20 protein-coding genes and 1 other RNA gene are annotated in these 23891 nt (G+C 64.8%); 11 read left to right on the top strand and 10 right to left on the bottom strand.

Going from position 1 to position 23891, the window contains the following annotated elements; all coding sequences use genetic code 11:
- Positions 1 to 66: 66 nt before the first annotated feature.
- Both gyrA and ACFFJK_RS02630 read right to left on the bottom strand, forming a co-directional pair.
- Positions 67 to 2682: a DNA gyrase subunit A gene (gene gyrA, locus ACFFJK_RS02635; RefSeq protein ID WP_379677534.1), complete on the bottom strand. Its 2616-nt coding sequence runs from the start codon at positions 2680 to 2682 to the stop codon at positions 67 to 69.
- Positions 2683 to 2705: 23 nt separating this feature from the next.
- Positions 2706 to 3011 carry a hypothetical protein gene (locus ACFFJK_RS02630; protein WP_379677533.1) on the bottom strand — a complete coding sequence of 102 codons (306 nt, stop codon included), beginning with the start codon at positions 3009 to 3011 and terminating at the stop codon, positions 2706 to 2708.
- 105 nt (positions 3012 to 3116) lie between these two features.
- On the opposite strand from ACFFJK_RS02630, the gene ompA reads away from it, so the two are divergent.
- The 8 genes from ompA to ACFFJK_RS02590 all read left to right on the top strand — a co-directional run bounded on the left by ompA (position 3117) and on the right by ACFFJK_RS02590 (position 8613).
- Positions 3117 to 3833 (top strand): outer membrane protein OmpA, encoded by a 717-nt coding sequence (gene ompA / locus ACFFJK_RS02625; protein WP_379677532.1) that lies wholly within the window; start codon positions 3117 to 3119, stop codon positions 3831 to 3833.
- A 162-nt stretch (positions 3834 to 3995) separates the two neighbouring features.
- A complete protein-coding gene (gene ubiG / locus ACFFJK_RS02620) occupies positions 3996 to 4697 on the top strand; it encodes a bifunctional 2-polyprenyl-6-hydroxyphenol methylase/3-demethylubiquinol 3-O-methyltransferase UbiG (protein ID WP_379677531.1) in 702 nt (233 codons plus the stop codon).
- A 33-nt stretch (positions 4698 to 4730) separates the two neighbouring features.
- Positions 4731 to 5438 (top strand): HAD family hydrolase, encoded by a 708-nt coding sequence (locus ACFFJK_RS02615; protein ID WP_379677530.1) that lies wholly within the window; start codon positions 4731 to 4733, stop codon positions 5436 to 5438.
- A 172-nt stretch (positions 5439 to 5610) separates the two neighbouring features.
- Positions 5611 to 6306 carry a glycine zipper 2TM domain-containing protein gene (locus ACFFJK_RS02610; protein ID WP_379677528.1) on the top strand — a complete coding sequence of 232 codons (696 nt, stop codon included), beginning with the start codon at positions 5611 to 5613 and terminating at the stop codon, positions 6304 to 6306.
- A gap of 125 nt (positions 6307 to 6431) precedes the next feature.
- Positions 6432 to 6790, top strand: a transfer-messenger RNA (tmRNA) gene (gene ssrA, locus ACFFJK_RS02605).
- 301 nt (positions 6791 to 7091) lie between these two features.
- Positions 7092 to 7628 (top strand): PAAR domain-containing protein, encoded by a 537-nt coding sequence (locus tag ACFFJK_RS02600; RefSeq protein ID WP_379677526.1) that lies wholly within the window; start codon positions 7092 to 7094, stop codon positions 7626 to 7628.
- On the top strand, positions 7625 to 8308 hold the full coding sequence (locus ACFFJK_RS02595) for a hypothetical protein (RefSeq protein ID WP_379677525.1): 684 nt from the start codon (positions 7625 to 7627) through the stop codon (positions 8306 to 8308). The genes ACFFJK_RS02600 and ACFFJK_RS02595 overlap by 4 nt, the downstream gene beginning before the upstream one ends.
- Positions 8309 to 8358: 50 nt before the next feature.
- Complete coding sequence (locus tag ACFFJK_RS02590) at positions 8359 to 8613, top strand: hypothetical protein (RefSeq protein WP_379677524.1); 255 nt, start codon at positions 8359 to 8361, stop codon at positions 8611 to 8613.
- Between the two features lie 45 nt (positions 8614 to 8658).
- Here ACFFJK_RS02590 and ACFFJK_RS02585 read toward each other — a convergent pair whose 3' ends face one another.
- The 3 genes from ACFFJK_RS02585 to tssF form a co-directional block, all read right to left on the bottom strand.
- Entirely contained in the window at positions 8659 to 9264 is a 606-nt protein-coding gene (locus tag ACFFJK_RS02585) for a type 1 glutamine amidotransferase domain-containing protein (RefSeq protein WP_379677522.1), read from the bottom strand.
- A gap of 77 nt (positions 9265 to 9341) precedes the next feature.
- Positions 9342 to 10304, bottom strand: coding sequence for a type VI secretion system baseplate subunit TssG (gene tssG / locus ACFFJK_RS02580; protein WP_379677521.1), 963 nt, complete (start codon positions 10302 to 10304; stop codon positions 9342 to 9344).
- Between the two features lie 7 nt (positions 10305 to 10311).
- The gene (gene tssF / locus ACFFJK_RS02575) at positions 10312 to 12150 is read right to left on the bottom strand and encodes a type VI secretion system baseplate subunit TssF (RefSeq protein ID WP_379677520.1); all 1839 of its coding nucleotides are present in this window, start codon (positions 12148 to 12150) and stop codon (positions 10312 to 10314) included.
- Positions 12151 to 12366: 216 nt separating this feature from the next.
- Here tssF and ACFFJK_RS02570 point away from each other — a divergent pair, with 216 nt between their 5' ends.
- Together ACFFJK_RS02570 and ACFFJK_RS02565 are read left to right on the top strand one after the other, a co-directional pair.
- Complete coding sequence (locus tag ACFFJK_RS02570; protein WP_379677519.1) at positions 12367 to 13809, top strand: MATE family efflux transporter; 1443 nt, start codon at positions 12367 to 12369, stop codon at positions 13807 to 13809.
- 74 nt (positions 13810 to 13883) lie between these two features.
- The gene (locus ACFFJK_RS02565; protein ID WP_379677518.1) at positions 13884 to 16103 is read left to right on the top strand and encodes a S9 family peptidase; all 2220 of its coding nucleotides are present in this window, start codon (positions 13884 to 13886) and stop codon (positions 16101 to 16103) included.
- A gap of 248 nt (positions 16104 to 16351) precedes the next feature.
- Here ACFFJK_RS02565 and ACFFJK_RS02560 read toward each other — a convergent pair whose 3' ends face one another.
- Positions 16352 to 16549: a CsbD family protein gene (locus ACFFJK_RS02560; RefSeq protein WP_379677517.1), complete on the bottom strand. Its 198-nt coding sequence runs from the start codon at positions 16547 to 16549 to the stop codon at positions 16352 to 16354.
- Between the two features lie 178 nt (positions 16550 to 16727).
- Between ACFFJK_RS02560 and ACFFJK_RS02555 the strand changes: the two genes are divergently transcribed.
- The gene (locus ACFFJK_RS02555) at positions 16728 to 17816 is read left to right on the top strand and encodes an AI-2E family transporter (RefSeq protein ID WP_379677516.1); all 1089 of its coding nucleotides are present in this window, start codon (positions 16728 to 16730) and stop codon (positions 17814 to 17816) included.
- Positions 17817 to 17880: 64 nt separating this feature from the next.
- Here the strand turns inward: ACFFJK_RS02555 and ACFFJK_RS02550 are convergent, their stop codons facing one another.
- The 4 genes from ACFFJK_RS02550 to ACFFJK_RS02535 form a co-directional block, all read right to left on the bottom strand.
- Positions 17881 to 18057 (bottom strand): CsbD family protein, encoded by a 177-nt coding sequence (locus tag ACFFJK_RS02550; protein WP_379677515.1) that lies wholly within the window; start codon positions 18055 to 18057, stop codon positions 17881 to 17883.
- 71 nt (positions 18058 to 18128) lie between these two features.
- A complete protein-coding gene (locus tag ACFFJK_RS02545) occupies positions 18129 to 18755 on the bottom strand; it encodes a class I SAM-dependent methyltransferase (protein ID WP_379677658.1) in 627 nt (208 codons plus the stop codon).
- 185 nt (positions 18756 to 18940) lie between these two features.
- The gene (locus tag ACFFJK_RS02540) at positions 18941 to 21034 is read right to left on the bottom strand and encodes a M13 family metallopeptidase (RefSeq protein ID WP_379677514.1); all 2094 of its coding nucleotides are present in this window, start codon (positions 21032 to 21034) and stop codon (positions 18941 to 18943) included.
- Between the two features lie 56 nt (positions 21035 to 21090).
- Complete coding sequence (locus tag ACFFJK_RS02535) at positions 21091 to 23709, bottom strand: M1 family metallopeptidase (RefSeq protein ID WP_379677513.1); 2619 nt, start codon at positions 23707 to 23709, stop codon at positions 21091 to 21093.
- Positions 23710 to 23891 lie beyond the last annotated feature (182 nt).

The following is a 23891-nucleotide window of genomic DNA, read 5'->3' as shown; positions in this document are numbered from 1 at the left end:
ACCGGCTCACCAGGCCGGGCGGAAAACGGATCGAAAAAAAGCGGAGCCGAAGCCCCGCCCTTGCCATTATTGCGGCGCCTGCTCGATCTCGACCTCTTCCAGGTCGGTCTCGACGATGCGCTGCAGGCCCGACAGCTTGGTGCCGTCTTCCACCGCGATCAGGGTCACGCCCTGGGTGGCGCGGCCCATCTCGCGGATCTCGGCCACGCGGGTGCGGATCAGCACGCCGCCGGTCGTGATCAGCATGATCTCGTCGGTCGTGTCGACCAGGGTCGCGGCCACGACCTTGCCGTTACGCTCGGTGGTCTGGATCGCGATCATGCCCTTGGTGCCGCGGCCGTGGCGGGTGTACTCGAGGATCGGGGTGCGCTTGCCGAAGCCGTTCTCGGTGGCCGTGAGCACCGACTGCTGCTCGTTCTCGGCCACCAGCAGGGCGATGACCTGCTGGCCCTCTTCCAGGTTCATGCCGCGCACGCCACGCGCGGTGCGGCCCATCGGGCGCACGTCGTTCTCGTCGAAGCGCACCGCCTTGCCGCCGTCCGAGAACAGCATCACGTCGTGCTGGCCGTCGGTCAGCGCGGCGCCCACCAGCACGTCGCCCTCGTCCAGGTCGACGGCGATGATGCCGGCCTTGCGCGGGTTGCTGAAGTCGCGCAGCGGGGTCTTCTTGACGGTGCCCAGCGAGGTCGCCATGAACACGTAGTGGTCTTCCGGGAAGGTCCGGTTCTCGCCCGACAGCGGCAGGATCACGGTGATCTTCTCGCCGTCCTGCAGCGGGAACATGTTGACGATCGGCTTGCCGCGCGAATTGCGCGAGCCTTGCGGCACTTCCCACACTTTCAGCCAGTACATGCGGCCGCGGTTCGAGAAGCACAGCATGTAGTCGTGCGTGTTGGCGATGAACAGCTGGTCGATCCAGTCCTCGTCCTTGGTCGCCATGGCCTGCTTGCCGCGGCCGCCGCGCTTCTGCGCGCGGTATTCGGCGATCGGCTGCGACTTCATGTAGCCCGAGTGCGACAGCGTCACCACCATGTCCTGCGGGGTGATCAGGTCTTCGGTTTCCAGGTCGCTGGCATTGTGCTCGATGACCGAGCGGCGCTGGTCCTTGCCGTTCTCGGTGTAATCGTTCTTGATCTGGACCATCTCGTCGCTGATGATGGTCGTCACGCGCTCCGGGCGCGCCAGGATGTCGAGCAGGTCGGCGATGTGGGCCATCACTTCCTTGTACTCGTTGACGATCTTGTCCTGCTCCAGGCCGGTCAGGCGCTGCAGGCGCATCTGCAGGATTTCCTGGGCCTGCTCGTCGGACAGCTTGTACAGGCCGTCCGGCTGCATGCCGTAGTGCTTCGGCAGGTGTTCCGGACGGAAGGCTTCGATGCCGCCGGCCGCGCCAGTTTCGGTGCGGTTGAGCATTTCACGGACCAGGGACGAATCCCAGGCCTTGCCCATCAGCTCGACCTTTGCCACCGGCGGCGTCGGCGCGGCCTTGATGATCGCGATGAAGTCGTCGATGTTGGCCAGCGCCACGGCCAGGCCTTCCAGCATGTGGCCGCGCTCGCGCGCCTTGCGCAGCTCGAACACGGTGCGGCGGGTGACCACTTCGCGGCGGTGCGACAGGAAGCACTCGAGCATCTGCTTGAGGTTCAGCAGCTTCGGCTGGCCGTTGACCAGCGCCACCATGTTCATGCCGAAGGTGTCCTGCAGCTGGGTCTGCTTGTACAGGTTGTTCAGCACCACTTCCGGCACTTCGCCGCGCTTGAGTTCGATGACCACGCGCATGCCCGACTTGTCGGACTCGTCGCGGATGTCGGAAATGCCTTCGAGCTTCTTGTCGCGCACGTTCTCGGCGATGCGCTCGAGCAGCGACTTCTTGTTCACCTGGTATGGCAGCTCGTCGATGATGATCGCGACGCGGCCGCCGTCCTTGCCGTATTCCTCGAAGTGGGTCTTGGCGCGCATCACCACGCGGCCGCGGCCGGTGCGGTAGCCGTCGCGCACGCCCGAGACGCCGTAGATGATGCCGGCGGTCGGGAAGTCCGGCGCCGGGATCAGTTCGATCAGCTCGTCGATCGTGCAGTCCGGGTTCTTCAGCAGGTGCTGGGCGCCGTTGATGACTTCCGACAGGTTGTGCGGCGGGATGTTGGTGGCCATGCCGACCGCGATGCCCGAGGAGCCGTTGATGAGCAGGTTCGGGATCTTGGTCGGCAGGACGGTCGGTTCTTTTTCCTTGCCGTCGTAGTTCGGCTGGAAGTCGACCGTGTCCTTGTCGATGTCGGCCAGCAGTTCGCTGGAGATCTTGTCCAGGCGGCACTCGGTATAACGCATTGCCGCGGCGCTGTCGCCGTCGATCGAGCCGAAGTTGCCCTGCCCGTCCACCAGGGTATAGCGCAGCGAGAAGTCCTGGGCCATGCGCACCAGCGTGTCGTAGATCGACGCGTCGCCGTGCGGGTGGTACTTACCCATGGTGTCGCCAACCACGCGCGCGCATTTCACGTACGGGCGGTTATGCGCATAGTTACTCTCGTGCATCGAGTACAGCACGCGCCGGTGCACCGGCTTGAGGCCGTCGCGTACGTCCGGCAGAGCACGGCCCACGATCACGCTCATCGCGTAATCGAGGTAGCTCTTGCGCATTTCTTCTTCCAGGGAAATGGGAACTGTTTCTTTTGCGAATTGATCCATTGGGCGGGTCGACTGCTTTCAGGCTAATGGTTATGAAGGAAGCTCCAAAAACCGTCGCGCGCATCGCAAACCGACGATGCAGCGGCTGGCGGGTCTTCCGGGCTTCCTTTGATTGCAACGGACGATTCTACCATGGGCCACTTATCGCCAGCACAATTCCGTTTTTTGGGGCGGACGATTCCAGCATTGTCGATGTCGGCCCAGTCCGCTTGACCGAATGTTGCAACAAAACAACGTCTGAAGAAATATGCGTTGCGTTTGCTTTGGGTGCGGTCGTGCGATTTTGGTGCATGTGGCAAAATGGACAGGAAATTAATTGTATGTTTCACAATGCGAAACTGACACCACCTGCGGTGTGTTAGTATCTTGACCATAACGCCCCGCTGCCCTCGCATTGGATCAAGCACGGCATTATTACCGAAAGGAAAAACAATATGAATAAACTGGCAACCCTCATGCTCGCAGCCTCGGCCGCGATCGCGGGCAATGCATTTGCCCAAAGCGCGCCGCCGTATGCACCGCTGACCACGGACATCCAGGCCCGTACCCCGTACAGCGCCTATGTGCAGGACAGCCGCGGCGTGATCGCCCGCAATCCTTTCGGCCTGTGCTGGCGCACCGGTTACTGGACCCCGGCCGACGCCGTGCCGGGTTGCGACGCGCCGCTGTGCGTGCCGCCGGAGAAACTGGAAAACGGCAAGTGCGTCGCTCCGCCGCCTCCACCTGTAGCCGCACCTGCGCCGGCGCCCGCTCCAGCGCCTACCCCGGCACCGGCACCGGTCCCGACCTCGGAAAAAGTCTCCTACTCGGCTGACGCCTTCTTCGATTTCGACAAGGCCGTGCTGAAGCCGGCCGGCAAGGCATCGCTGGACGAGCTGGTGGCGAAGCTGGGCGACATGAACCTGGAAGTCATCATCGCCGTCGGCCACACCGACTCGATCGGCACCGATGCCTACAACCAGAAGCTGTCGATCCGCCGCGCTGAAGCCGTCAAGACTTACCTGAAGAGCAAGGGTGTGGAAGAAAACCGCATCTACACCGAAGGCAAGGGCGAGTCCCAGCCGCAAGCCGACAACAAGACCGCAGCCGGCCGCGCCCAGAACCGCCGTGTGGAAATCGAAGTCGTCGGTACCCGCAGCGTCAACAAGTAATCCAGGCAGCTCGCAGAAAAACCCCGCCACGGCGGGGTTTTTTATTGGGGTGGCAAGTACGGGAGCTGGCGATTCGCATCGGAGCCCGGGTTTGCATGCGCACCCCGCATATTTTCCGTGCGGCAGCCATCGCGCCGCATCATTTCCAGTATCATCCACCTTATGAATACGAACGCAGACCCATTAGAAATCCAGAAATTCAGCGAACTGGCCCACCGCTGGTGGGACCCGACGTCGGAATTCCGTCCGCTGCACGAGATCAATCCGTTGCGCCTGGAGTGGATCAACGCCCGCGCGCCCTTGCTGGGCAAGAACGTGATCGACATCGGTTGCGGCGGTGGCGTGCTGTCCGAGGCAATGGCGCGCAAGGGCGCCAAGGTGACCGGCATCGACCTGTCGAAGAAAGCGCTGAAAGTGGCCGACCTGCACAGCCTGGAATCGGGCGTCGAGGTGCGCTACAAGCATATCGCGGCCGAGGAGATGGCTGCCGCCGAACCGGGCCAGTACGACGTGGTCACCTGCATGGAAATGCTCGAACACGTGCCGGACCCGGCCGCGATCGTGCAGGCGGCAAGCACCCTGGTCAAGCCGGGCGGCCACGTGTTCTTCTCGACGCTGAACCGCAATCCGAAGTCCTACCTGTTCGCCGTCATCGGGGCGGAATACGTCCTGCGCATGCTGCCGCGCGGCACCCACGACTACGCCAAGTTCATCACCCCGGCCGAGCTGTCGCAATTCGCGCGCCTGGCAGGACTGCAGGTCGACGGCATGAAAGGCCTGACCTACAATCCCCTCACCAAGATTTACTCGCTGAACAACGACACCGACGTGAATTACATGGTGGCGTGCAGCAAGCCGCTCTGATCCCCGCTCCGATCCCACCGCATTGACTTTCCGATGACTCTCCCGACCGTCCTGCCGGCACCGCGTGCCGTTCTGTTCGACCTCGATGGCACGCTGGCCGACACCGCGCCCGACCTCGCGGCCGCCGTCAACTGGCTGCGCACTGAGCGCGGCCTGCCGCCGACCCCGTACTCGGTGCTGCGCCCGACCGCCTCGGCCGGGGCGCGCGGCATGATCGGCGCCGCCTTCGGCCTGGCGCCGGGCGACGACGGCTATGAAGAACTGCGCATGCAGTGGTTCGACCGCTACCAGGAAACCATGGCCGTGCACAGCTCGCTGTTCGGCGGCGTCACCGAACTGCTGCTGGGTATCGAGCAGGCGGGAATGGCGTGGGGCATCGTCACCAACAAGCCGGCGCGCTTCACCGATCCCCTGCTTCCGCAGATCGGCCTGTCGCATGCGGGCTGCGTGGTCTCGGGCGACACCACCGGTTTCGCCAAGCCCCACCCTGCCCCGCTGCTGGAAGGCGCGCGCCGCCTGGGCATCGACCCGGCCCATTGCTGGTACGTGGGCGACGACAAGCGCGACATCGAAGCGGGTCATGCCGCCGGCATGGTAACGGTGGCCTGCAACTGGGGATACTGCGGCGCCATCGAACCCTCGACCTGGGGCGCCGACTACCTGCTCGACACCCCGACCGACCTGCTGCAGACCCTGCGCACCGTGGTGGAAGCGGCACGCATGGCCGAGCGCGCTGCCTGAGCATTGCCTTCCTCCCGGCGGGCCGCCCGGCCCGCCGGATCGCCAGCGCCGGATCGCCAGCCGCCGGCCGCTTACAAGTCTTTACGATTGATACAGCCTCATGTCTAGTTTGGAGGCTGACCTGCCGGTAATCTACTCCCATACGACAACACAACGTCTCACGGAGCAGAACATGGAAACCACCCAACGCCTCAATCGCATTCATCCCCTGATGGCCGCTGCTGCCGCGTCGGTCATCGTCGTCAGCCTCACCGGCGCAGCCGCGATCACCGGACTGCTGCCGAATTCGAACAGCGCACCGGAAGCACCGAACGCCGCTCTCGCCCCAGCCTCGCCGTATGCGATGCAGCAGCCGGGCATGGTGCCGATGACGAATGCGCAAGGCCAGGTGGTGATGGTGCCGGCAGCCGCCGTGCAGGGCCAGGTGGCAGCGCCGCAGGCAGCGATGCCGCTGGCCGCCACCCCGGTCACCCCGCAACTGGCAACCCAGCTGGCAGCCGGCCAGATGCCGCAGATGGCGATGCCGGTCGCCGCAGCCCAGCCGGTCGCGTACATGCAGCCGGCGGTCCAGCCTGCTCCGCAGCCGGCCCCGGTGGTGATCAAGGAAGTCATCAAGGAAAAGCCGGTAGTCAAGGTGGTCGAGAAGACTCGCGTCGTCCACGCCAAGCCGAGCGAGCCGCGCTACTACCCGCCCGCTCCGGCGCCCGCCCCGGCCCAGCCGAACTACGTCGGCATCGGCACCGGCGCCGTCATCGGCGGCCTGATCGGTAACCAGATCGGCGGCGGCAACGGCAAGAAGCTGGCTACCGTGGCCGGCGTGATCGGCGGCGGCATCATCGGTAACGAGATCGCCAACCGCAACCGCTAAGCGGTCAAAGGAGCGGTCGGATGCGGTCATGAAGGCTCGCTTGACCGCTCTCTTGACATTAAGCGCGGTTTAAGCTGTGAGTCTCCACGTACCGACAAATTGCGGTACAATGAAGTTCTCTCGTTGGGGGCGACCTGGTTTCGACGTGGGTTGCAAAGCAGCGCAGGGCATACCGAGGACTGGTTACCTCGTAAATACATCCAGAAATCAATAACTGCAAACGATAACTCGTACGCACTCGCAGCTTAATTGCTGCTAGGTCCACAACACCTCGCCCCTGGGGTGTGCCGCAAGGTTCGTGGACTCATTTACAGGGGCTCGCAGTAGGCCGGGTCACTTGGTCGACTGCTAAATAATAGGTGACTCGCCTGTCCAAAGGGTGCACATCCCCGTTGTCCAGGTTAAATTAATTGATAGTGCTAAGTATGTAGAACTGTCTGTAGAGTGCTTGCGGACGCGGGTTCAATTCCCGCCGCCTCCACCAACCTCTTCCAAAAAGTCGCTGATTCGTCAGCGGCTTTTTTATTTCCTTGTCGAACGACAAGCCTGCCCCCTATCATGCGCTGCCTGGAACGACCAGCGCATCAGTACAGCGGGCCTTGCGGTTCTTCCGGAATGTCGTCGAGTTCCATTCCATTTGGCCGTCGAATAGTCAGACCGACGTCACCAGCATTTGACGCATTGGGTCTCATGCCAGGTGTGTCACTCGACATTTCACTCGGCGCAAACGCCTTCGATCATCACTCAACTACATTGTCATCTCACGCGGGCACGAGGAGATGCGCATGAATATCGTCGGATGGATACGGGAAGGAGACCAGGCCGCGTGCGGCGGCACGGTGGCCGAGGGCGAGCAGACATTCCGTTGCGACGGCCGGGCCTTCAGCTTCAAGGGCGCGCAAATGTCCTGTCCACAAAACTGCGTCATAGCCGAAGAATTCGCCGGCTCAATACTCTCCAATTCTCGCCGCCGGGTGCTGCATGGCATGAAGACGAGCGCAGGATGCCCTCTTCTTTCCACGCTTAACGGTCGTGACGGCGTACGCAATACCCCTGAGGAGGTGGCACCTATTCGCTTCACCCGAAACGATTCCGGAGAATGGGTCGGCAGAACCAATGAAGGCTTTGACCAGCATTTTCTCCTCACCGATCAGCAGACCGGCGAGCCGCTTCGTGATCGCCATTACAGATTGACCTGTAACGGAAAAACGGTCGGAGGGAAAAGCGACGCGAATGGAATGACGCAGAAGATTGCTGCAGACGATCCCCTGGAGGTCATCATTGAAGTCCTGCCGGAAGGGTATGCGGAGCCCGCAAGATGATTCCCCAGGCGTTTTTTACCAAAGCCGTGCTGACACCAGTTGCCGATACAACGCCGATCACGATCAGTGTCAACAGGCCGAGGGGCACGATTTATTGGGGCGGCGCCGGATTGAACGGGTCCTATATTTCCGACCAATTGACCGCATTACAGGAAGCCGGCATCAAACATGTGTACCGGGGAACGAGGACATATACCATGGCGGTCGATTCACTGCGTTCCGGTTTCAGCATACGTTACCGGGGCAGTCCGATCGACGAGGACTGGCATATCGGAGGCATGGACGATAATCCCGCATCCCAATTCAATATGATTGGATACTCATACGGCAGCCTGCTTGCGGCGCAAACCGCCCATTTTTACGCACACAACGGACATATCGTCGATCATCTAATCCTTATTGGAAGCCCGATCGACATAAAGTTCCTCCAGGCACTTGAGAAGCAAAAAAACATCAAGAAGATTATCGTGAAGAACCTGAAGGAACACGGCGATCCGATTTTCGCCGGCATCACACAACCGCAGTTCGTACGGTCCTATCCCACGCTCTTCCTGCAAATGGTGCGCAGCGAGAGGTCAGGGGAAGGAATGGGACATTTTTATTATGCGAGTGCCAACGCAACCGGTGCAAGCCGGCGGCGTGATCTGGCAAAATTCATCTGCGACCATGGCCTGAGATGAACATGAGATTCGCTTGCAGCCTGGCGGCAGCCACGATGCTTTTCATAAGCATGCTCCTGCAGGCCTATGTCTTATTGTTCGTCATTGCGGAATTAATCCTGATCGGCAGCGTAGGATTTCCTTCCGGGCTCGCCTATGGAGCAAGCTTACCGCTTTCCCTGCCCAGCTATTCCCTGTTCTGGGTAGTTGCTCAAATCATACGAGCCGGATTTCCCATGAAGCGGCTTCACGTGGCATATTTCGGATCACACCTGCTCATCCTGTTTTGCCTGTTTGCCTTCCCAGGGAAATTCGGCCCGTCATGAATCAGTCACCCGTGCCGCGTGCCATGCGGCGCATCTCCGGAACAATTACGACGTCGGCCCCGGATCCGCCCCCGCCTGCTGTATCACCATCAATTCCTTCAATAACGCGTCGTTGAACGCCGGGATATCCTCGGGCGTACGGCTGGTGATCAGCTTGCCGTCGACCACCACCTCGTCGTCCGTCCATTCGGCGCCGGCATTGAGCAGGTCGTCCTTGATGCCCGGGTAGCTGGTCATGTGCTTCGATACCGCAATGCCCGCGTCGATCAGCGGCCACGGGCCGTGGCAGATCGCCGCGATCGGCTTGTCCGCCTCGTAGAATTCCTTGATGAACGCAAGTGCCTGCGGATCCTGGCGCAGCTTCTTCGGATTTTCCTCGCCGCCCGGCAGCACCAGCGCATCGAAATCGGCGGCATTCGCCTGGGCCAGGCTCAGCTCCACCGGGAAGCTGTCGCCTTGCTGGTCATGGTTCATTCCCTGCACCTGCTCGCCCGCCGCCTTGGGGGCGATCAAGGTGACTTTCACGCCGTTTTGCTCGAGGAAGCTGCGCGGGCCGGTGTACTCGACCTGCTCGACACCGTCGGTCATCAATACCGCAACGCGCTTTCCCTGTACATCTTCCACGCTGACCTGGTCCAGATGATCGCCCATATACCCTCCTGTAGATTGGTTCGGTTGTCGGGAACGATTGTAGGTCGGCCGCGTGACGGGCGTCGCGCGGATGATGGTCAGTCGAGAAGATAATGCACGTCGTCGCGGTCGCCCGCCACGGGCCCGGTCTGGAGGAAGCCATCGCGCCCGATCCGGGTGCGGCCGTCGAGCCGGATGCCGTGCACGTCCTCGGCACGCAGCACCACCTGCAGTTCGCGGTACGGCAGGTCGATGGCGAACTGGCGCAGCAGCCCGGAGATCGCGCGCGCGCCCGGCGCGCCCGGCAGGAAGCGCTCGAACGCCGCGCGCGAAACCGGCCCCACGCGAATCCGGATGCCGAGTTCGGGCCGCGGCAGCCGTTCGCCGAGCGTCGCCCCGAGGCCGACCTCGCAGTTGTTCTCGCCCAGCCGGCTGCGCTCGCCCTGGCCGAGGACATCCCAGCGCCCCGTGAACTGCTCGACGGCGACCGGTACCTGCAGGTACTCGCCGAGCACGCCGGCGACCAGGCCGGCCGGCACCACGCGGCTGCGCAGCTGGGCCGCGAAATACGCCTGGGTCTCGAAGGACAGGCCGGCATCCGCTTGCCCCTGGCTGGCCGCGCCGCCGAGTGCCGCGAGCTGGGCGAGGAAGCGGTCGCGGTTGTGCTCGTCCGGCCCGCCGCGCACCCGGTACTTGCACCAGGCCCGATAGAACAGCGCCAGCTGGCGGCTCGAGAACGCGTCGTAGAATGCACGCGGACCTTCGTCGCGCGCCGCGTGTTCCCAGGCGGCGATGCGTTCGGTGTAGTGCAGCGGCAGTGCGCCGTTCACGCCGAGCAGGCCCATCACGGCGCTGCGCACCCGTACGCGCATCTCGCCGTCATCCGCGGCCTCCACCCGCAGCGCCTCGATCTCGCTGGCTGGAAAGCCGAGGGCCAGGCTGTTCTCGAAACGCACCGAGGTTTCCAGCGTGCCGCCGTAGCGGCGCAGCCAGCGTACCAGCAGCCGGATTGCCTGGAACAGTTCGTAGCGGTAAGGCTCCGCCAGCAGTCGCTCGATCACGCCGGAATCACACCAGGGTCAGGCTGCCGTTGCGGGGCGCGCACCGCAGCAGTTCCCTGTCGGACTGGCTCGAGCGGACCACCAGCCGGGTGAAACTGTTGATGTGCACGTACAGGCCGAAGAACCGGTTCACCACCTCGGCAAACACGTACAGGCTGGTGCCGGCGAAGGCCTCTTCGTCGACGATCATGCGCACCTCCGTGCCATGCACCAGCGTGGCGCCGATCGCATTGCGGATCCAAGCGGTGGACGGCAGGGTCTCCAGGCCGGTGATGCCGGCGATCTGGCGCTGCGTGACGGCCGAGCGCGACACGTCGTACAGGGTCAGCACTTCGCGGAAGGCGTCGAGGTCGCCCAGCGAGCGGTGGTTGAGCGCGAGCTGCGCCACCAGCCGCCACTGCGCCCCGCCCGAGGAGGGAAACCGGTGCGGCTGGGTCGGTTTGCGCAACAGGTGGATCGGCAGTCCGCCGGTGGCCGTCTCGCTCATCATGTCGCCGCCCGGCGCGCCGAAGCCGGCCGTGGTCGCGTGCGCGCCGTTGGTACAGGTCAGCTCGATCGAAGCGACGCATTGTTCATCGTGCGCGAGGGGAAAGCCGGCGTCGGTAAAGCCGATCTTCATGCGGTGGCGCAGCACGCCGCGGTCGTCGCGCCGCGCGAACCAATAGCGCTCGCGCAGCTCGCCGCCTTCGCCGTGGCGCAGGCCATAGTAGGGGCGGTACTCGACAGCCTGCACCCTTCCCTCCACCGTGCGCAACACCTTGACCTCGTCGATGCTGTACACCTCGACATCGTCCTCGTGCCGCCCGGGCACGACATCGTACATCGCCGTGCGCTGCGTGATGCGCACCGGCATGGCCGCTTGCCGGAACAGGTTGACGACCGGCGCGCACCCGCTCAGGAGATGCGGCGCGGCCAGGGTACCGAGCAGCCGGGCGGCCTTGGTATCCCCATGCAGTCCGTTCACCACCAGATGCAGGGTGAAGCGGTGCGCGGCGGCCGGCAGCATCGGCGCCAGCCGGGACAGGTCGATGTCGATGAAATGGAATTTTTCCGGGAAGGCGAAGTATTCGCTCAGCAGCCGGTAGGCGCCATGCTCGTGCGTGCGCAATGGCACCAGGGCGTCGTCGTCGCCGAAGCCGCCGAGCGCCAGCGGCATGTGCTCCAGCTGGCGCCAGGCGCCGCCGTCGCCGATCTCGATATAGCTGGCGCATACCCGCATGAACAGGGTGTCGATCAGCGCCGCTCCCAGTGACGGGTCGGCGTCGACATACACGCGCAGGCGCGGCATGCCGAGCTGGTGCAGCAGCCGGACCGGCGTCGCGCTGTCGATCGTGATGGCGACCTGCCCGGTCGCCCGCGCCGGCAGGCGCACGTGGGCGGGCGCATGCACGACCGGCTCGTAACGCGCCCGCGCGACACCGACCGGCGCCATCGTGAGCGGACTGGCGGTGCGGAAGCGGCAGGCCGTGCCCTTGCCGTGCAAGACGCTCATCTCGGTGCCGCGCGGCACCGTCTGCAGGCACTCGCCCTTGGCCCCGGCCCCGTGCGGCTCCTGCCCGTCGCCCACGCGCACGATCGAGCACGAGGGGATTCCCTGCAGGAAGTAGGGATACAGGCTGCCCAGCAGCGCTTCGGTGAACTCGGGGTAGTCGTCGTCGAGCTTCTTGGCGGTACGCGCATTGAGCAGGGCGCAGGCCTGGATCAGGCGCCGGATGTGCGGGTCTTCGCTGCCGTCTGCGCCGATGCCGAGCTCGCCCGCCAGGCGCGGATAGGTGTTCGCCAGTTCGCGCCCGACCGTGTTCAGGTACACCAGTTCGCGCTCGTAGTACGGCAACAGTTCTTCCATGGCGCCCTCCTCTCATGACACGCTCGTCGACACGTTTGTCGCGACACTTTAAGGTCGTGCAGTTTTGCGCAGCTGATCTTGCGAAGGCTCAAGAACCGATGAGCAACCCAATCGGCATGTCCCTGCCGCAAACGTGCACGGCACGGCCCGGCCGACGCAAGCTTGTCGGTTCGTCAGTACAATGGCGGGCTTTCCCGCATCAACGCATCGCCTGCCATGACCGCCACCACCCCTGCCGCCTCCGCCGCGGCCGCCGCTCCCGTCCGTACCGAAATCGCCACGCTGTGGCGCCTGTCCTGGCCGATGCTGGTCGGCCAGCTTGCGACCGTGGGCATGGGGGTGGCCGACGTGGCGATGACCGGCCACGTCAGTGCCGAGGAACTGGCCGCCGTGTCGCTCGGCACCTCGGTGTGGTCGATCGTGCTGGTGACCGTGATGGGAACCATGATGGCGATTAACACGGTCGTGGCGCACGAGATCGGCGCCGCGCGCCACGACAAGGTCCCGCATTCGGTACGCCAGGCAATGTGGAAGGGCCTGCTGGTCGGCCTGGTCGCCTGCCTGTTCGCCAACCTGTGCACGCTGCTGTTCGGCCATGTCGGCCTCGACAAGGAAGTTGCCGGCCGCGCCGCCCTGTACCTGCACGTGGCCAGCCTCGGTATGCCGGCCTTCGCCTGCTTCCGCGCATTGTATGGCTACAGTACGAGCATCAACCAGACCAAGCCGATCATGTGGATCGCCATCTTCGGCTGCGTTTTCAACGTGTTCGTGAACTGGCTGCTGGTGTACGGCAACTGGGGATTTCCGCAAATGGGGGCGGTCGGCTGCGCGGTGGCAACCGCAGCAGGCATGTGGCTGATGCTGGGCGCGGTGATCGCCTGGGTCAAGTATGCGCCCGCCTACCGCATGACCTATCCTTTCACCGTGTGGGAAGGCCCGGACTGGAAAGCGATCGGTGCGATGCTGCGCCTCGGCCTGCCGATCGGGGTCACCTATTTCGCGGAAGTCAGCGCCTTCGGGCTGATCAGCTTGCTGGTGGCGCGCTTCGGCGTCGTGGCCGTGTCCTCGCACCAGGTCGCGCTGAACTTCGCCTCGCTGGTCTTCATGGTGCCGCTCAGCTTTTCGATCGGCATGATGACCCGCGTCGGCCAGGCCATGGGGGAAGGCAACCCGCAGCGCGCCCGCTTCGTCGGCTGGGTCGGCGTGGGCATGTCGGTGGCGTTCGGCGCGCTGTCGGCGCTGTTCATCGCCATCTTCCGCTGGGAGATCGCGGCCGCCTACACCTCCGACCCGGCGGTGCAGGCCGCCTGCGCCCACCTGCTGCTGTTCGCGGCGCTGTTCCAGCTGTCCGACGCCACCCAGGTGGCCACCGCCTCGGCGATCCGCGGCTACCAGATCACGCGGCCGCCGATGATCATCCAGCTGCTCGCGTTCTGGGGCATTTCGCTGCCGCTGGGCTGCATCCTGGGGCTGGCCCCGGGGTGGTTCCCCTGGACGCCGGATGCGCCGATGTCGACCACCGGCTTCTGGATCGGGCTGGTCGTGGCGCTGACGGTGGCGGCCGTGCTGCTGACCTGGTCGTTCGAGAAACTGGCGCGCCAGCGCATTCGCGAGGGCGCAGCGCGTCAAGGGACGCATCGGCACAGCATGCAGACGTAATTACAGCTTTTCAGGGCGGTCTCTGGTATCGTTCCGCAGTTGTCGCAAATTAACTTATATACCAGAGACATTTCATGCGCCCTCTCCTGTATCTCCTGGCCGCCCTCGCGGCCGCTCCCGCTTCGGCCGAACGCCTGACGCTGGACCGCATCTACGGCGACCCGGCCCTGGCCGGGCCCGGCGTGCGCAGCCTGCGCGTGTCGCCGGACGGCGAACGCGTCACCTTCCTGCGCGGCCGTGCCGACAACCAGTACCAGCTGGACCTGTGGGAATACAACATGAAGAACAAGACCACCCAGCGTCTTGTCGATTCCAAGCGCCTGGTCCCGAACGAGGAACTGTCGCTCGAGGAGAAGGCGCGCCGCGAGCGTGCGCGTACCGCCGGCCTGTCGGGCATCATCACGTATAACTGGTCGCCGGACGGCAAGCAGCTCCTGGTGCCGATCGGCGGCGACCTGTACCTGGTCGATGCCGCCAAACCGGACGCCCCGCGCAAGGTGGCGTCGGGCAACGTGACCGACCCGAAGATTTCGCCGAAGGGCCGCTACGTCTCCTTCGTGCGCGACCAGAACCTGGTCGTGATCGACCTGCAGACCGGCGCCGAGCGCCAGCTGACGACCGACGGCAAGGGCACCATCCACAACGGCGAGGCCGAGTTCGTCGCGCAGGAAGAGATGGACCAGCACACCGGCTACTACTGGGCGCCGGACGATTCCGCGATCGCCTACCGCCGCTATGATGAAAAACCGGTCCCGGTCGTGCGCCGCTTCGAGATCTTCGCCGACCGCACCGAAGTGATCGACCAGCACTACCCGGCCGCAGGCGATCCGAACGTGCTGATCGAGCTGATGATCGTCAACCCGGCCACCGGCCAGCAGCGGAGGATCGACCTCGGCGCCGAGAAGGACATCTACCTGGTGCGCGCCGACTTCAGCGCCGACGCCAGGACCCTGGTCTACCAGCGCCAGTCGCGCGACCAGAAGCGCCTCGACCTGGTGGCCGTGGACGTCGCCACCCTGGCCCAGCGCCCGCTGTTCACGGAAACCTCGGCAACCTGGGTCGAAGTCCACAACGACCTGCGCTTCCTGAAGAACAAGAAGGCCTTCATCTGGGCCTCGGAGCGCAGCGGCCGCAAGCACCTCTACCTGTACGGCCTGGACGGCAAGCTCCAGTATCCGCTGTCGAAGGGCGAATGGGGCGTGGACAACATCCTGGCGGTCGACGAAGCCGGCGGCCGGGTGTATGTGTCGTCCAACAAGGACGCCGTGATCGACAAGCAGACCTATGCCCTGAAACTCGACGGCAGCAATGCCGCCAATCCGGTGCGCATCACCAGCGGCGACGGCTGGCACGAGGCGGCGTTTGCGGGCAACGGCAAGATTTTCGTGGACACCTATTCGAACCCGCGCACCCCGCCGCAGGTGTCGATCCGCCGCGCCGACGGCACGATGGTGGAATGGCTCGAGAAGAACGAGCTGAACGCCAACCACCCGTACGCGAAATACCTGCCGGACCACTTGACCACCGAGTACGGCACGATGAAAGCCAAGGACGGCCAGACCCTGCATTATTCGATCATCAAGCCCGCCGATTTCGACCCGAACAAGCGCTATCCGGTGTTCCTGTTCACCTATGGCGGCCCGCACTCGCAGCGCGTGACCCGCGCCTGGGGCAACTACTTCGACCAGTACATGGCGCAGCAGGGCTTCGTGGTGTTCCGCCTGGATAACCGCGGCTCGGGCCGCCGCGAGCGCGCCTTCACCGACGCCCTCTACGGCAACCTCGGCTCGGTCGAAGTGGAAGACCAGATCACCGGCATCGACTGGCTGGCCCAGCAGAGCTTCGTCGATCCGAAGCGCATCGGCGTATTCGGCTGGAGCTACGGCGGCTTCATGACCTTGCGCCTGCTGGCCGCGGCCTCGGACAAGATCGCGATGGGCGTCTCGGTGGCCCCGGTGACCGACTGGGCGCTGTACGACACCCACTACACCGAACGCTACGTCGGCGGCACGCCGAAGTCGGCTCCGGCCGCCTACGAGCGCAGCGGCGTGTTCGCGCACCTGGACGGCATGAAGTCGAAGCTGCTCCTGATCCACGGCATGGCGGACGACAACGTGCTGTTTACCAACACTACCCGCCTGATCGACGAACTCGTCAAGCGCAACGTGCAGTTCGACCTGATGACCTACCCGGGCGCCAAGCACGGCATCTCGGGCAAGGTCAACCAGCGCCACGTGTATGGGCTGATCGAGGCGTTCTACAAGAAGAACCTGGGCGGGACGGCGGCGCAGTAAGCCTGTTTTTCTGCTGACGGAACAGCCGCCTTCGGGCGGCTGTTTTCTTGTTTTTTGCTATCCAAGGAATGGGATTCGGGCTTCGCCGGGATGACGTGCCGAGAGTGCGGGCTGAAAGTTGGCAATACAACATTCACTATCCGTAAAACCGTCGTTCCGGCGCAGGCCGAACCCAATTCCGCAGCACAGCCTCCGTACACGACAACAGCCGCCCTCGGGCGGCTGCGACTCATCGCTGAACCAGCGAATCAATGACGACGGGTGGTCGTCGTGGTGGCGTCATCCAGCGCTTCGCGCACATCGCCCAGCTTCTTCTGGGTCTTGCCTTCCACCTGGTTTTTCAGGCCCTTGGCTTCCTGCTCCGGGCTGTCGATCGCATCACCAAATTCTTCCTGGATCTTGCCGCCGATGTCCTTGAGCGTGCCTTTGACTTGGTCCTTGTTCATGGTCTTCTCCTTTAAGAAAACATGCCCGGATGGCCATGCATGACTACAGATTACAGGAGCGCATCCAGGCCTTCTGTTCGGACCCTAACATTGCACAAAAAGCATCTGCCGCGCGACGTTTTTCAGCAGCGAATGCTAATCTTTTGTCAATTCGGCCACGCCGCCCAAGGGGTACGCCATGGATCAACAACATCAAGAACACACAGCCGACCTGCCGCAAACCCAGCGCCGCCTCGCGCGCCGCGTCACGATGGTCAACGGCATCGCGGTCCTGTTCATCGCGGGCGCCGCAGCCGTCGTGCTGGCCGCCAACGCGCTGCTGCTGGTCTTCGCCTGCATCCTGTGCGCCATCCTGCTCTACAAGCTGAGCGAGATCCTGGCACGGCGCTTCCACATGCGCCGCAAGCTTGCGCTGGCCATGGTCGTCGGCGCGCTGGCGCTCGTCATCGGCCTGGGCGGCTGGGCCATGGCGCCGCAGATTGCCGAGCAATCGAGCAGGCTGGCGCAGGAGATTCCGGCCGCCGTCGAGCGCCTGCAAACCGCAGTGCAGCAACATCCGCTGCTCAAGCGGATTGCGTCGGAACTGCCGCCCCCCGAGCAGATCGTCAAGCAGATGGGCGACATGGTGCCGAACGCCGGCCTGTTCTTCGGCGGCGTGCTGGGCGCGATCGGCAATGTCGTCATCATCCTGTTCGTCGGCATTTATTTCGCCACCTCGCCGCAGCTCTACACCAGCGGCCTGATCCGTCTGGTGCCGCAAAGCCGGCGTCCGCGCGCGCGCGAAGTGCAGCAGGAACTGGGGCATACCCTGGCCAACTGGCTGCTCGGCAAGGCCGCCTCGATGCTGATCGTCGGCGTCGTCACCTCGATCGGCCTCTCCATGCTGGGCGTGCCGCTGGCGCTGATACTCGGCATCATTGCCGGCCTGCTCGACTTCATCCCCTACCTCGGCCCCATCATGGCCGGCATACCGGCCGTGCTCCTGGCATTGTCGATCAGTCCGGAGCTGGCGCTGTACACCGTGCTGCTGTTCGTCGGCATCCAGCTGGTCGAAGGCTATGTGCTGCAGCCGCTGATCGAAGCCAGGGCGGTGGACCTGCCGCCGGCCCTGGTCATCGTCATGCAGCTGGTGTTCGGCACCCTGTTCGGTTTTGCCGGGGTGGCGCTGGCGACACCGCTGGCCGCAGCCCTCGCCGTGCTGGTCAAGATGCTGTACATCGAAGACGTGCTGGGCGACCGGCCGGCCCAGAAGCCCAAGCCGGGGTAAGGCAGCCCAACAATGAAAAAGCCGCGCAATGCGCGGCTTTTCTGCTGTCAGACAGCGTGGGAACTCAGTTGTTCCCTTTGAAGATGTCTTTCACATCTCCGAGCTTTTCCTGGACCTTGCCCTCGGCCTGGTTCGATACGCCTTCGCGCTGGGCCTGGCGGTTGCCGACGGCTTCGCCGACTTTCTCCTGGATCTTGCCGCCAATGTCCTTGGCCTTGCCCTTGACTTGATCGTCGTTCATTTCGGCACCTCGTCTGTGGTTGAATCGAAGCCCCACCATAGCCCCGGTCGCCGTCTCATTCTGTTCGCTGGCTAACCAAGGGATTCGACCGGCTTGCGCCAGACGCTCGCCAGCCAGGGCTGCTGTTCGCGTGGCAGACCCTCGGGGCGGTAGTAATGGCGCAGAGGCAAGAAGCCGGCGTCGGTCAGGTAGAACTCCCACATGTCGTAGTCGTAGAACGTGCCGTAGCGGGCGCCGTGCCAGCCTTCTTCGTTCTCGCCGCGCGGATTCGAGCTGAACAGCACGCCGCCGGGTTTCAGGGCGGCGCGCAGCTGCGCCAGCACGCCCGGCAGCTCGCTGCTCGGCACATGGAACAGCGAGGCATTGGCAAAGATGCCGTCGAACATGGCTTCGGGCAGGTCGAGGTGCAGGAATTCCTGGTGCCAGACCTCGCAGCCGCTGTAGGCCCGCGCCATCTCGGCAAAGCGCGGGCAGCCGTCCAGGCCGATGGCCCGGTGGCCGAGCCGGGTGAAGGTCTTGAGGTCGCGCCCGGGGCCGCAGCCGAGGTCGAGGATCGTGTACGGCGCCCGGGCCTCGATGGCCGAGAGCAGCGCGTCGATGTTCTGGCTGACGTCGTGGTTGATCGTGCCGGCGAAGAAGGCGTCGGCGGTGCGGTGGTAGTTCGCCAGCGTGCGGTGGGCGATGTCGTCGGGGCTCATGTCGGTGTGCGGGTTCATGGGCCGATTATCGCCATGAATGGGACAGGGGCGGCGTACGGTTCGGCCGGGCCGCGCGGCGGCAGGTGACACAACGCTTTTCAGGAGCGACGCCCTGCGGTAGCGGGTGCAAGTTGGCGCTGGCGTGCAGCTTGCACTGTTCGCCTATTTACGGCTCCCAGCTTTCTTTACCAAACGCGAACCCGCTCCCCTGGCGCCAGGTACAGCTGCTGCCCCGGCCGCACATCGAACGCCTCGTACCAGGCGTCCAGGTTGCGCACGGTGTAGGTGCGGTACTGGCCCGGGGCATGGCTGTCGGTCAGGACGGTGCGGCGCAGCGAGGCTTCGCGCATCTTGGTGCGCCAGCTGCGCGCGAAGCCGGTGAAGAACGCGCGGTCGGCTTCGACGCCGCTGCCCTTGCCGCCTGGCGAGGCCTTGAAGGCGTCGTGGGCCGCCGCCAGGCCGGCCAGGTCGGACAGGTTCTCGCTCAGCGTCAGCTTACCGTTGACGGCCAGGTCCTCGAAGGGCTTGTAGGCGTTGTACTGCTCGACCAGCTTTTGCGACGCCTTCCTGAAGTGCGCCAGGTCCTCCTTCGTCCACCAGTCGCGCAGGCGGCCCCGGGCATCGAACTGGGCGCCCATGTCGTCAAAGCTGTGGCTGATCTCATGGCCGATCACCGAGCCGATCGCACCGTAGTTCCGGGCGTCGGACGCCTTCGGGTCGTAGAACGGCGGCTGCAGGATCGCGGCCGGGAAGTTCAGTGCGTTCTGCAGCGGCAGGTTGAGCGCGTTGACCAGCTGCGCCGGCATGGCCCAGTCGGTCTTCTTCGGCTTCTGTTTCAGCTTGGAGAGTTGCCGGGTGTAGTGGAACTCCTGCGCGCGCATCACGTTGCCCAAGGCATCGGTTGGTGACACCACCAGCCCCTCGTACGACTTCCAGGTATCCGGATAACCGACGCCCACGTACATCGTGCGCACTTTTTCCTTGGCCTGGGCACGGGTGGACGGCGCCATCCAGTCGAGCTTGTCGATGCGGCGTGCGAAGGCGTCCTTGATGTTGGCGACCATCTTCTGGATGTGCACCTTGTGCCCGGCCGGGAAATATTTCGCGACGTACATCTTGCCGACGGCGTCTTCCAGCGCGCCATTGGTGGCTGCCAGCGCCCGCTTCCAGCGTGGCGACTGCTGCGGCGAGCCGGTCAGGCCCTTGCCGTAGAACGCGAAGCGCAGGTCGGCATAGGCCTTCGGCAGCGTATTGGCGAACTGGTTCAGGCTGTGGAAGGCCAGGTAGTCCTTCCAGGTCGCCAGGTCGGTCGCGGCTACCTGCTCGGCGGCGCCCTTGAGTGCGCCCGGGTGGTAGGCGATGAAGCGGTCCTGCCCGGCGAGGCGCGCGCCCTTCATGAAGGCGTTCCAGTCCATGCCCGGCGCCTTTGCCGCGAAATCCTTCATGGTCCAGTGGTTGTTGGCCTTCTGGATGTCGGCGGACTCTTCCCGGCTGGCGTGGCTTTGGGCCAGTTCGGATTCGAGCGCGAAGATCTTCGCGGCGCGCTGCGCCGGATTGTCGTAGCCGGCCAGCTCGAGCATGGCCACGATGTACTGCTGGTACTTGCCGCGCAGTTCGTTCATGCGCGGGCTGTTGTCGAGGTAGTAGGCGCGGTCCGGCATGCCAAGGCCGCCCTGCAGCAGGTAGGGGACATTGCGCGAGGGGTCGGCCAGGTCCTGGTTGATCCACACACCGAACAGGTTCGGGGTGTTGAAGTTGGTCATGTTCAGCGGGTCGACGTCGGCGCGCAGGAACTCGCCCAGCACGCGCGACAGGTCGGCGCGGGTCTTGACGGCTTCGATTTTCGCCAGGCGCGGCTTGAGCGCCGACAGGCCGGCCGCTTCGATGCCGGCTTCGTTCATGTACGCGTTGTAGAAGTCGGTCACCTTGCGCGCCTCGGCGCCGGCCGACTTGTCCGCGGCCGCTTCCTCGATCAGCCTGGCGATGCGGGCGTTGCTCTCCTCGGCCAGCGCGTACATCGCGCCCCAGGAGCCGCGGTCGGCCGGGATCTCGGTCGTGGCCATCCACTCGCCATTGGCCCAGGCGTAGAAGTCGTCGCCCGGCAGCACGACGGCGCCGGCCGGTCTTGCCGGGGCCGTGCCGCTGGCGCTGGCGCTGGCGTTGGTGCCAGCGCCGGCAGCGGCCGCCTGACCGGCCGCCTGGGCCGGTGCGAAGGCAAACGTTGCGCCGCACAGCGCCAGGATGACGGCAGTCCTGATCGGAGTCCAGCTGGTCTTCATGGCTTCCCTTCTCTCCTGGTGGGTTGATTCGGGTATGGCGGATTGCCTGCATCGTCTTATTCGAACGCCGTGCGTACCTGCGGCAGCAGGCGCGCCTTCTGCTGGGCCCGGATGCGCACGCCGTTGCCGACGCGCTCGGCTTCGACAACGCCGTCCGGACCGAAGTTCTTGCGCATGTACGCTTCCATCATGTCGGCGTGCGCCGGATTGCTCGAGGAGGCCACGATGCCGGCGAACAGAGTGTTGCGGCCAAGGGCTTCCATGTTGTCCAGCAGCGCCGTACGGTGCGCGACGGCAAAGTTCCATGCCAGGTCGAGGTGTTCGCCGGCGACGCCGCCCATGATGTAGGGCATCAGGTCTGGCGGGGTGCCCGGCGCCAGCAGCAACTGCAGCGTGCGCGCGGCCAACGCCGGGTCCTGGGCGCTGGCGAGCGCGCGGCCGAAGCGGTTGCGCTCTTCGCTGTTGGGGGCGTTCGCGGCGCGGGCGGCCAGCGCGTCGTAGGTGGTGGCATCGGCATGGCGGCCGGCGGTGCCGATGACGAAGTCGATCATCGACGGCGGCACCGAGGCCGGGTCCTCCAGGAAGCGCGCAAAGCGCGCGCGCCCCTCTTCGATCGCCTGGCGGTCGCCGGCACGCGCCAGCGCGCCCGCCAGCATGCCGCGCAACTGGCTGTCCTCGGCGCTCTCGCCCGGTTTCTCCTCCCAGCCGAGCTGCTCGAACTTCGGGCGCGCAAAATCGACCAGGAAGCGCCGGATCGCGGCCTGCTCCGGCTCGCCGCGCGCCAGCGAGTCGAGCGTGCGCAGGTTCGACAGGATCGATTCCCACACGGCCGGGCGAGGCTCGTCCCCGTACTTGCGCACCAGGTCCAGGTAGCCGTCCAGCCGCATGCGGCCGGCCGAGACGAAGCTCCAGGTGTCGGTGAGCAGCTTGAGACGGGTGCTGTCCGGCAGGCGCGGCGCCTGTCCGGCGAGCGCGCGGAAGCTGGCCGGATCGTACTGGACGCGGAAGTAACCCACGCTGTAGGGGTCTACCACCAGGGTGCCGCCGTCGCAACTGCCCTGCTGGATGGTCATGCTCGGGCCCGACAGCAGCGAGTACCAGGCCTTGCCGTTGACGGTGCCGACCTGCAGCGGCACGTTCCACAGGCGTTTTTCCCTGGCCGGCTCGTCCAGGCGGTACTGCTCCTGCGACAGCGTGACCTTGCGCTTGCCGCCCTCGCAGGCCTGCTCGACCTTGATGAGCGGAAAGCCGGGCTGCAGGGTCCAGTCGGACGCCAGCTTGCCGACCGGCTTGCCGGATGCCTTCTCGAGCGCCGCCCACAGGTCGCTCGACGTGGTATTCGAGTACTGGTGCTTGTCCATGTAGGCGCGCATGCCCTTGCGGAAGGCGTCCTCGCCCAGGTAGGCCTCGAGCATGCGCAGGAACGCCTGCCCCTTCAGATAGGTGATCGCGTCGAACGCGGACGCGGCCTGCTCCTCGGTCTCGATCGGGGTCTGGATCGGGTGCGTGGTCTTGCGCGCGTCGAGGTTCATCACGTGTTCGCGCTCGGCGATGCCGTCCAGGTAGGGACGCCATTCCGGATGGAAGTGCTGGGTGGCCTTGGCCCCCATCCAGGACGCGAAACCCTCGTTGAGCCACAGGTTGTCCCACCATGCCATCGTGACCAGGTTGCCGAACCACTGGTGCGCCATTTCGTGCGCATTGATCCTGAAGGTAAGTTTCTTGACCCGGTCCGGGCTCTTCTTCGGGTCGTACAGCAGGGTCGTCTCGTTGTACACCACCGCGCCCCAGTTCTCCATCGCCCCGTTGAAGCCGCCGGGAATCGCGATCTGGTCGAGCTTGGGCAATGGGTACGGAATGCCGAAGTAATTATTGAAGTAATGCAGCAGGTCGCGCGTGGCGGCCAGCGGGAAGGCAGCCGAACCGAGCTTGCCTTCGGTGGTGACGATACCGATGTCGACCCCGTCCTGCCTGCCCGCGAGGCGTTCGAGTTCCCCCGCCACCAGCACCACCAGGTAGCTCGGCATCTTCGGCGTGTTGCCGAAGGTGACGCGCTGCATGCCGCCCGGGAGCGCCTCGCGCTTCTCGACCGGGGTCGTCGAATAGGCCGTGAAGTTGCCCGGGACGTCGACCGTCAGCTTGAAGCGGGCGCGGAAGGCCGGCTCGTCCCAGGTCGGCAGCATGCGGCGCGCATCGGTCGGCGCCATGGTGGTGGCGATCAGCTTCTTGTCGCGGCCCCCGGCTTTGTAGTTCACGTAGAACAGGCCGCGCCCCTCGCGGTTGATCTGGCCGCGGAACTGCAGCGCCAGCGTGTACTTGCCGGGCGCCAGCGGTTGGGGCAGGTCGAAGCGCAGGGTCTGCTGCGCCTTGTCGAGGACCGGGGCCAGGGCCAGCCTGTCGATGCCCCTGCCGCTGAGCGTGGCGGCGTCAATCTGCAGGTTGTCGGCGTTGAGCATGATCGTCGAGGTCGGAGCCAGGACATCGATCTCGACGCTCTGGCTGCCGCGGAAGGCATTGGCCGCCACGTCCGGCACGATGTGCGCGGTGTACTGCAGCGGAATCACATTCTTCGGCAGCTTGCCCGGCGTGGCCGCGAACGAAAACGGCGCCTCCGCCTGCGCCGTCCCGGCGCCCAGCGCAAAGGCGACCGCGGCGGCGGCCCGGGCGACTGGCATGTGTCTCATAAGTCTCTTTCTCGGCATCTGTTTTTATTGGTCGGTTGGCGTGGCAACCCAGCACGCACTCTAAGCAAGCCCTAAGCCGCACGCGCCCACATTGCGACAAACTGCAAAAAACGCGGCCGAACTGCTGAATCGGGGGATTGGCGGGAAGCATGCGGGACGGTGCATGGCGGTTT

Origin of the sequence: Massilia consociata, assembly GCF_042432755.1 — a bacterium.
GTDB lineage: Bacteria > Pseudomonadota > Gammaproteobacteria > Burkholderiales > Burkholderiaceae_D > Telluria > Telluria consociata.
This window is presented reverse-complemented; position numbering and strand designations above follow the sequence as displayed.

What these genes read in the sequence shown, in the direction of transcription:
- ACFFJK_RS02545 (WP_379677658.1), bottom strand. Translation starts at nt 18,755, where the DNA reads ATGAGCCCCGACGACATCGCCCACCGCACGCTGGCGAACTACCACCGC.
- ACFFJK_RS02595 (WP_379677525.1), top strand. Translation starts at nt 7,625, where the DNA reads ATGATTCCCCAGGCGTTTTTTACCAAAGCCGTGCTGACACCAGTTGCC.
- ACFFJK_RS02555 (WP_379677516.1), top strand. Translation starts at nt 16,728, where the DNA reads ATGGATCAACAACATCAAGAACACACAGCCGACCTGCCGCAAACCCAG.
- gyrA (WP_379677534.1), bottom strand. Translation starts at nt 2,682, where the DNA reads ATGGATCAATTCGCAAAAGAAACAGTTCCCATTTCCCTGGAAGAAGAA.
- ACFFJK_RS02585 (WP_379677522.1), bottom strand. Translation starts at nt 9,264, where the DNA reads ATGGGCGATCATCTGGACCAGGTCAGCGTGGAAGATGTACAGGGAAAG.
- ACFFJK_RS02600 (WP_379677526.1), top strand. Translation starts at nt 7,092, where the DNA reads ATGAATATCGTCGGATGGATACGGGAAGGAGACCAGGCCGCGTGCGGC.
- ACFFJK_RS02565 (WP_379677518.1), top strand. Translation starts at nt 13,884, where the DNA reads ATGCGCCCTCTCCTGTATCTCCTGGCCGCCCTCGCGGCCGCTCCCGCT.
- ompA (WP_379677532.1), top strand. Translation starts at nt 3,117, where the DNA reads ATGAATAAACTGGCAACCCTCATGCTCGCAGCCTCGGCCGCGATCGCG.
- ubiG (WP_379677531.1), top strand. Translation starts at nt 3,996, where the DNA reads ATGAATACGAACGCAGACCCATTAGAAATCCAGAAATTCAGCGAACTG.
- ACFFJK_RS02570 (WP_379677519.1), top strand. Translation starts at nt 12,367, where the DNA reads ATGACCGCCACCACCCCTGCCGCCTCCGCCGCGGCCGCCGCTCCCGTC.
- tssF (WP_379677520.1), bottom strand. Translation starts at nt 12,150, where the DNA reads ATGGAAGAACTGTTGCCGTACTACGAGCGCGAACTGGTGTACCTGAAC.
- ACFFJK_RS02535 (WP_379677513.1), bottom strand. Translation starts at nt 23,709, where the DNA reads ATGCCAGTCGCCCGGGCCGCCGCCGCGGTCGCCTTTGCGCTGGGCGCC.
- ACFFJK_RS02560 (WP_379677517.1), bottom strand. Translation starts at nt 16,549, where the DNA reads ATGAACAAGGACCAAGTCAAAGGCACGCTCAAGGACATCGGCGGCAAG.
- ACFFJK_RS02610 (WP_379677528.1), top strand. Translation starts at nt 5,611, where the DNA reads ATGGAAACCACCCAACGCCTCAATCGCATTCATCCCCTGATGGCCGCT.
- ACFFJK_RS02550 (WP_379677515.1), bottom strand. Translation starts at nt 18,057, where the DNA reads ATGAACGACGATCAAGTCAAGGGCAAGGCCAAGGACATTGGCGGCAAG.
- ACFFJK_RS02590 (WP_379677524.1), top strand. Translation starts at nt 8,359, where the DNA reads ATGCTCCTGCAGGCCTATGTCTTATTGTTCGTCATTGCGGAATTAATC.
- ACFFJK_RS02540 (WP_379677514.1), bottom strand. Translation starts at nt 21,034, where the DNA reads ATGAAGACCAGCTGGACTCCGATCAGGACTGCCGTCATCCTGGCGCTG.
- ACFFJK_RS02615 (WP_379677530.1), top strand. Translation starts at nt 4,731, where the DNA reads ATGACTCTCCCGACCGTCCTGCCGGCACCGCGTGCCGTTCTGTTCGAC.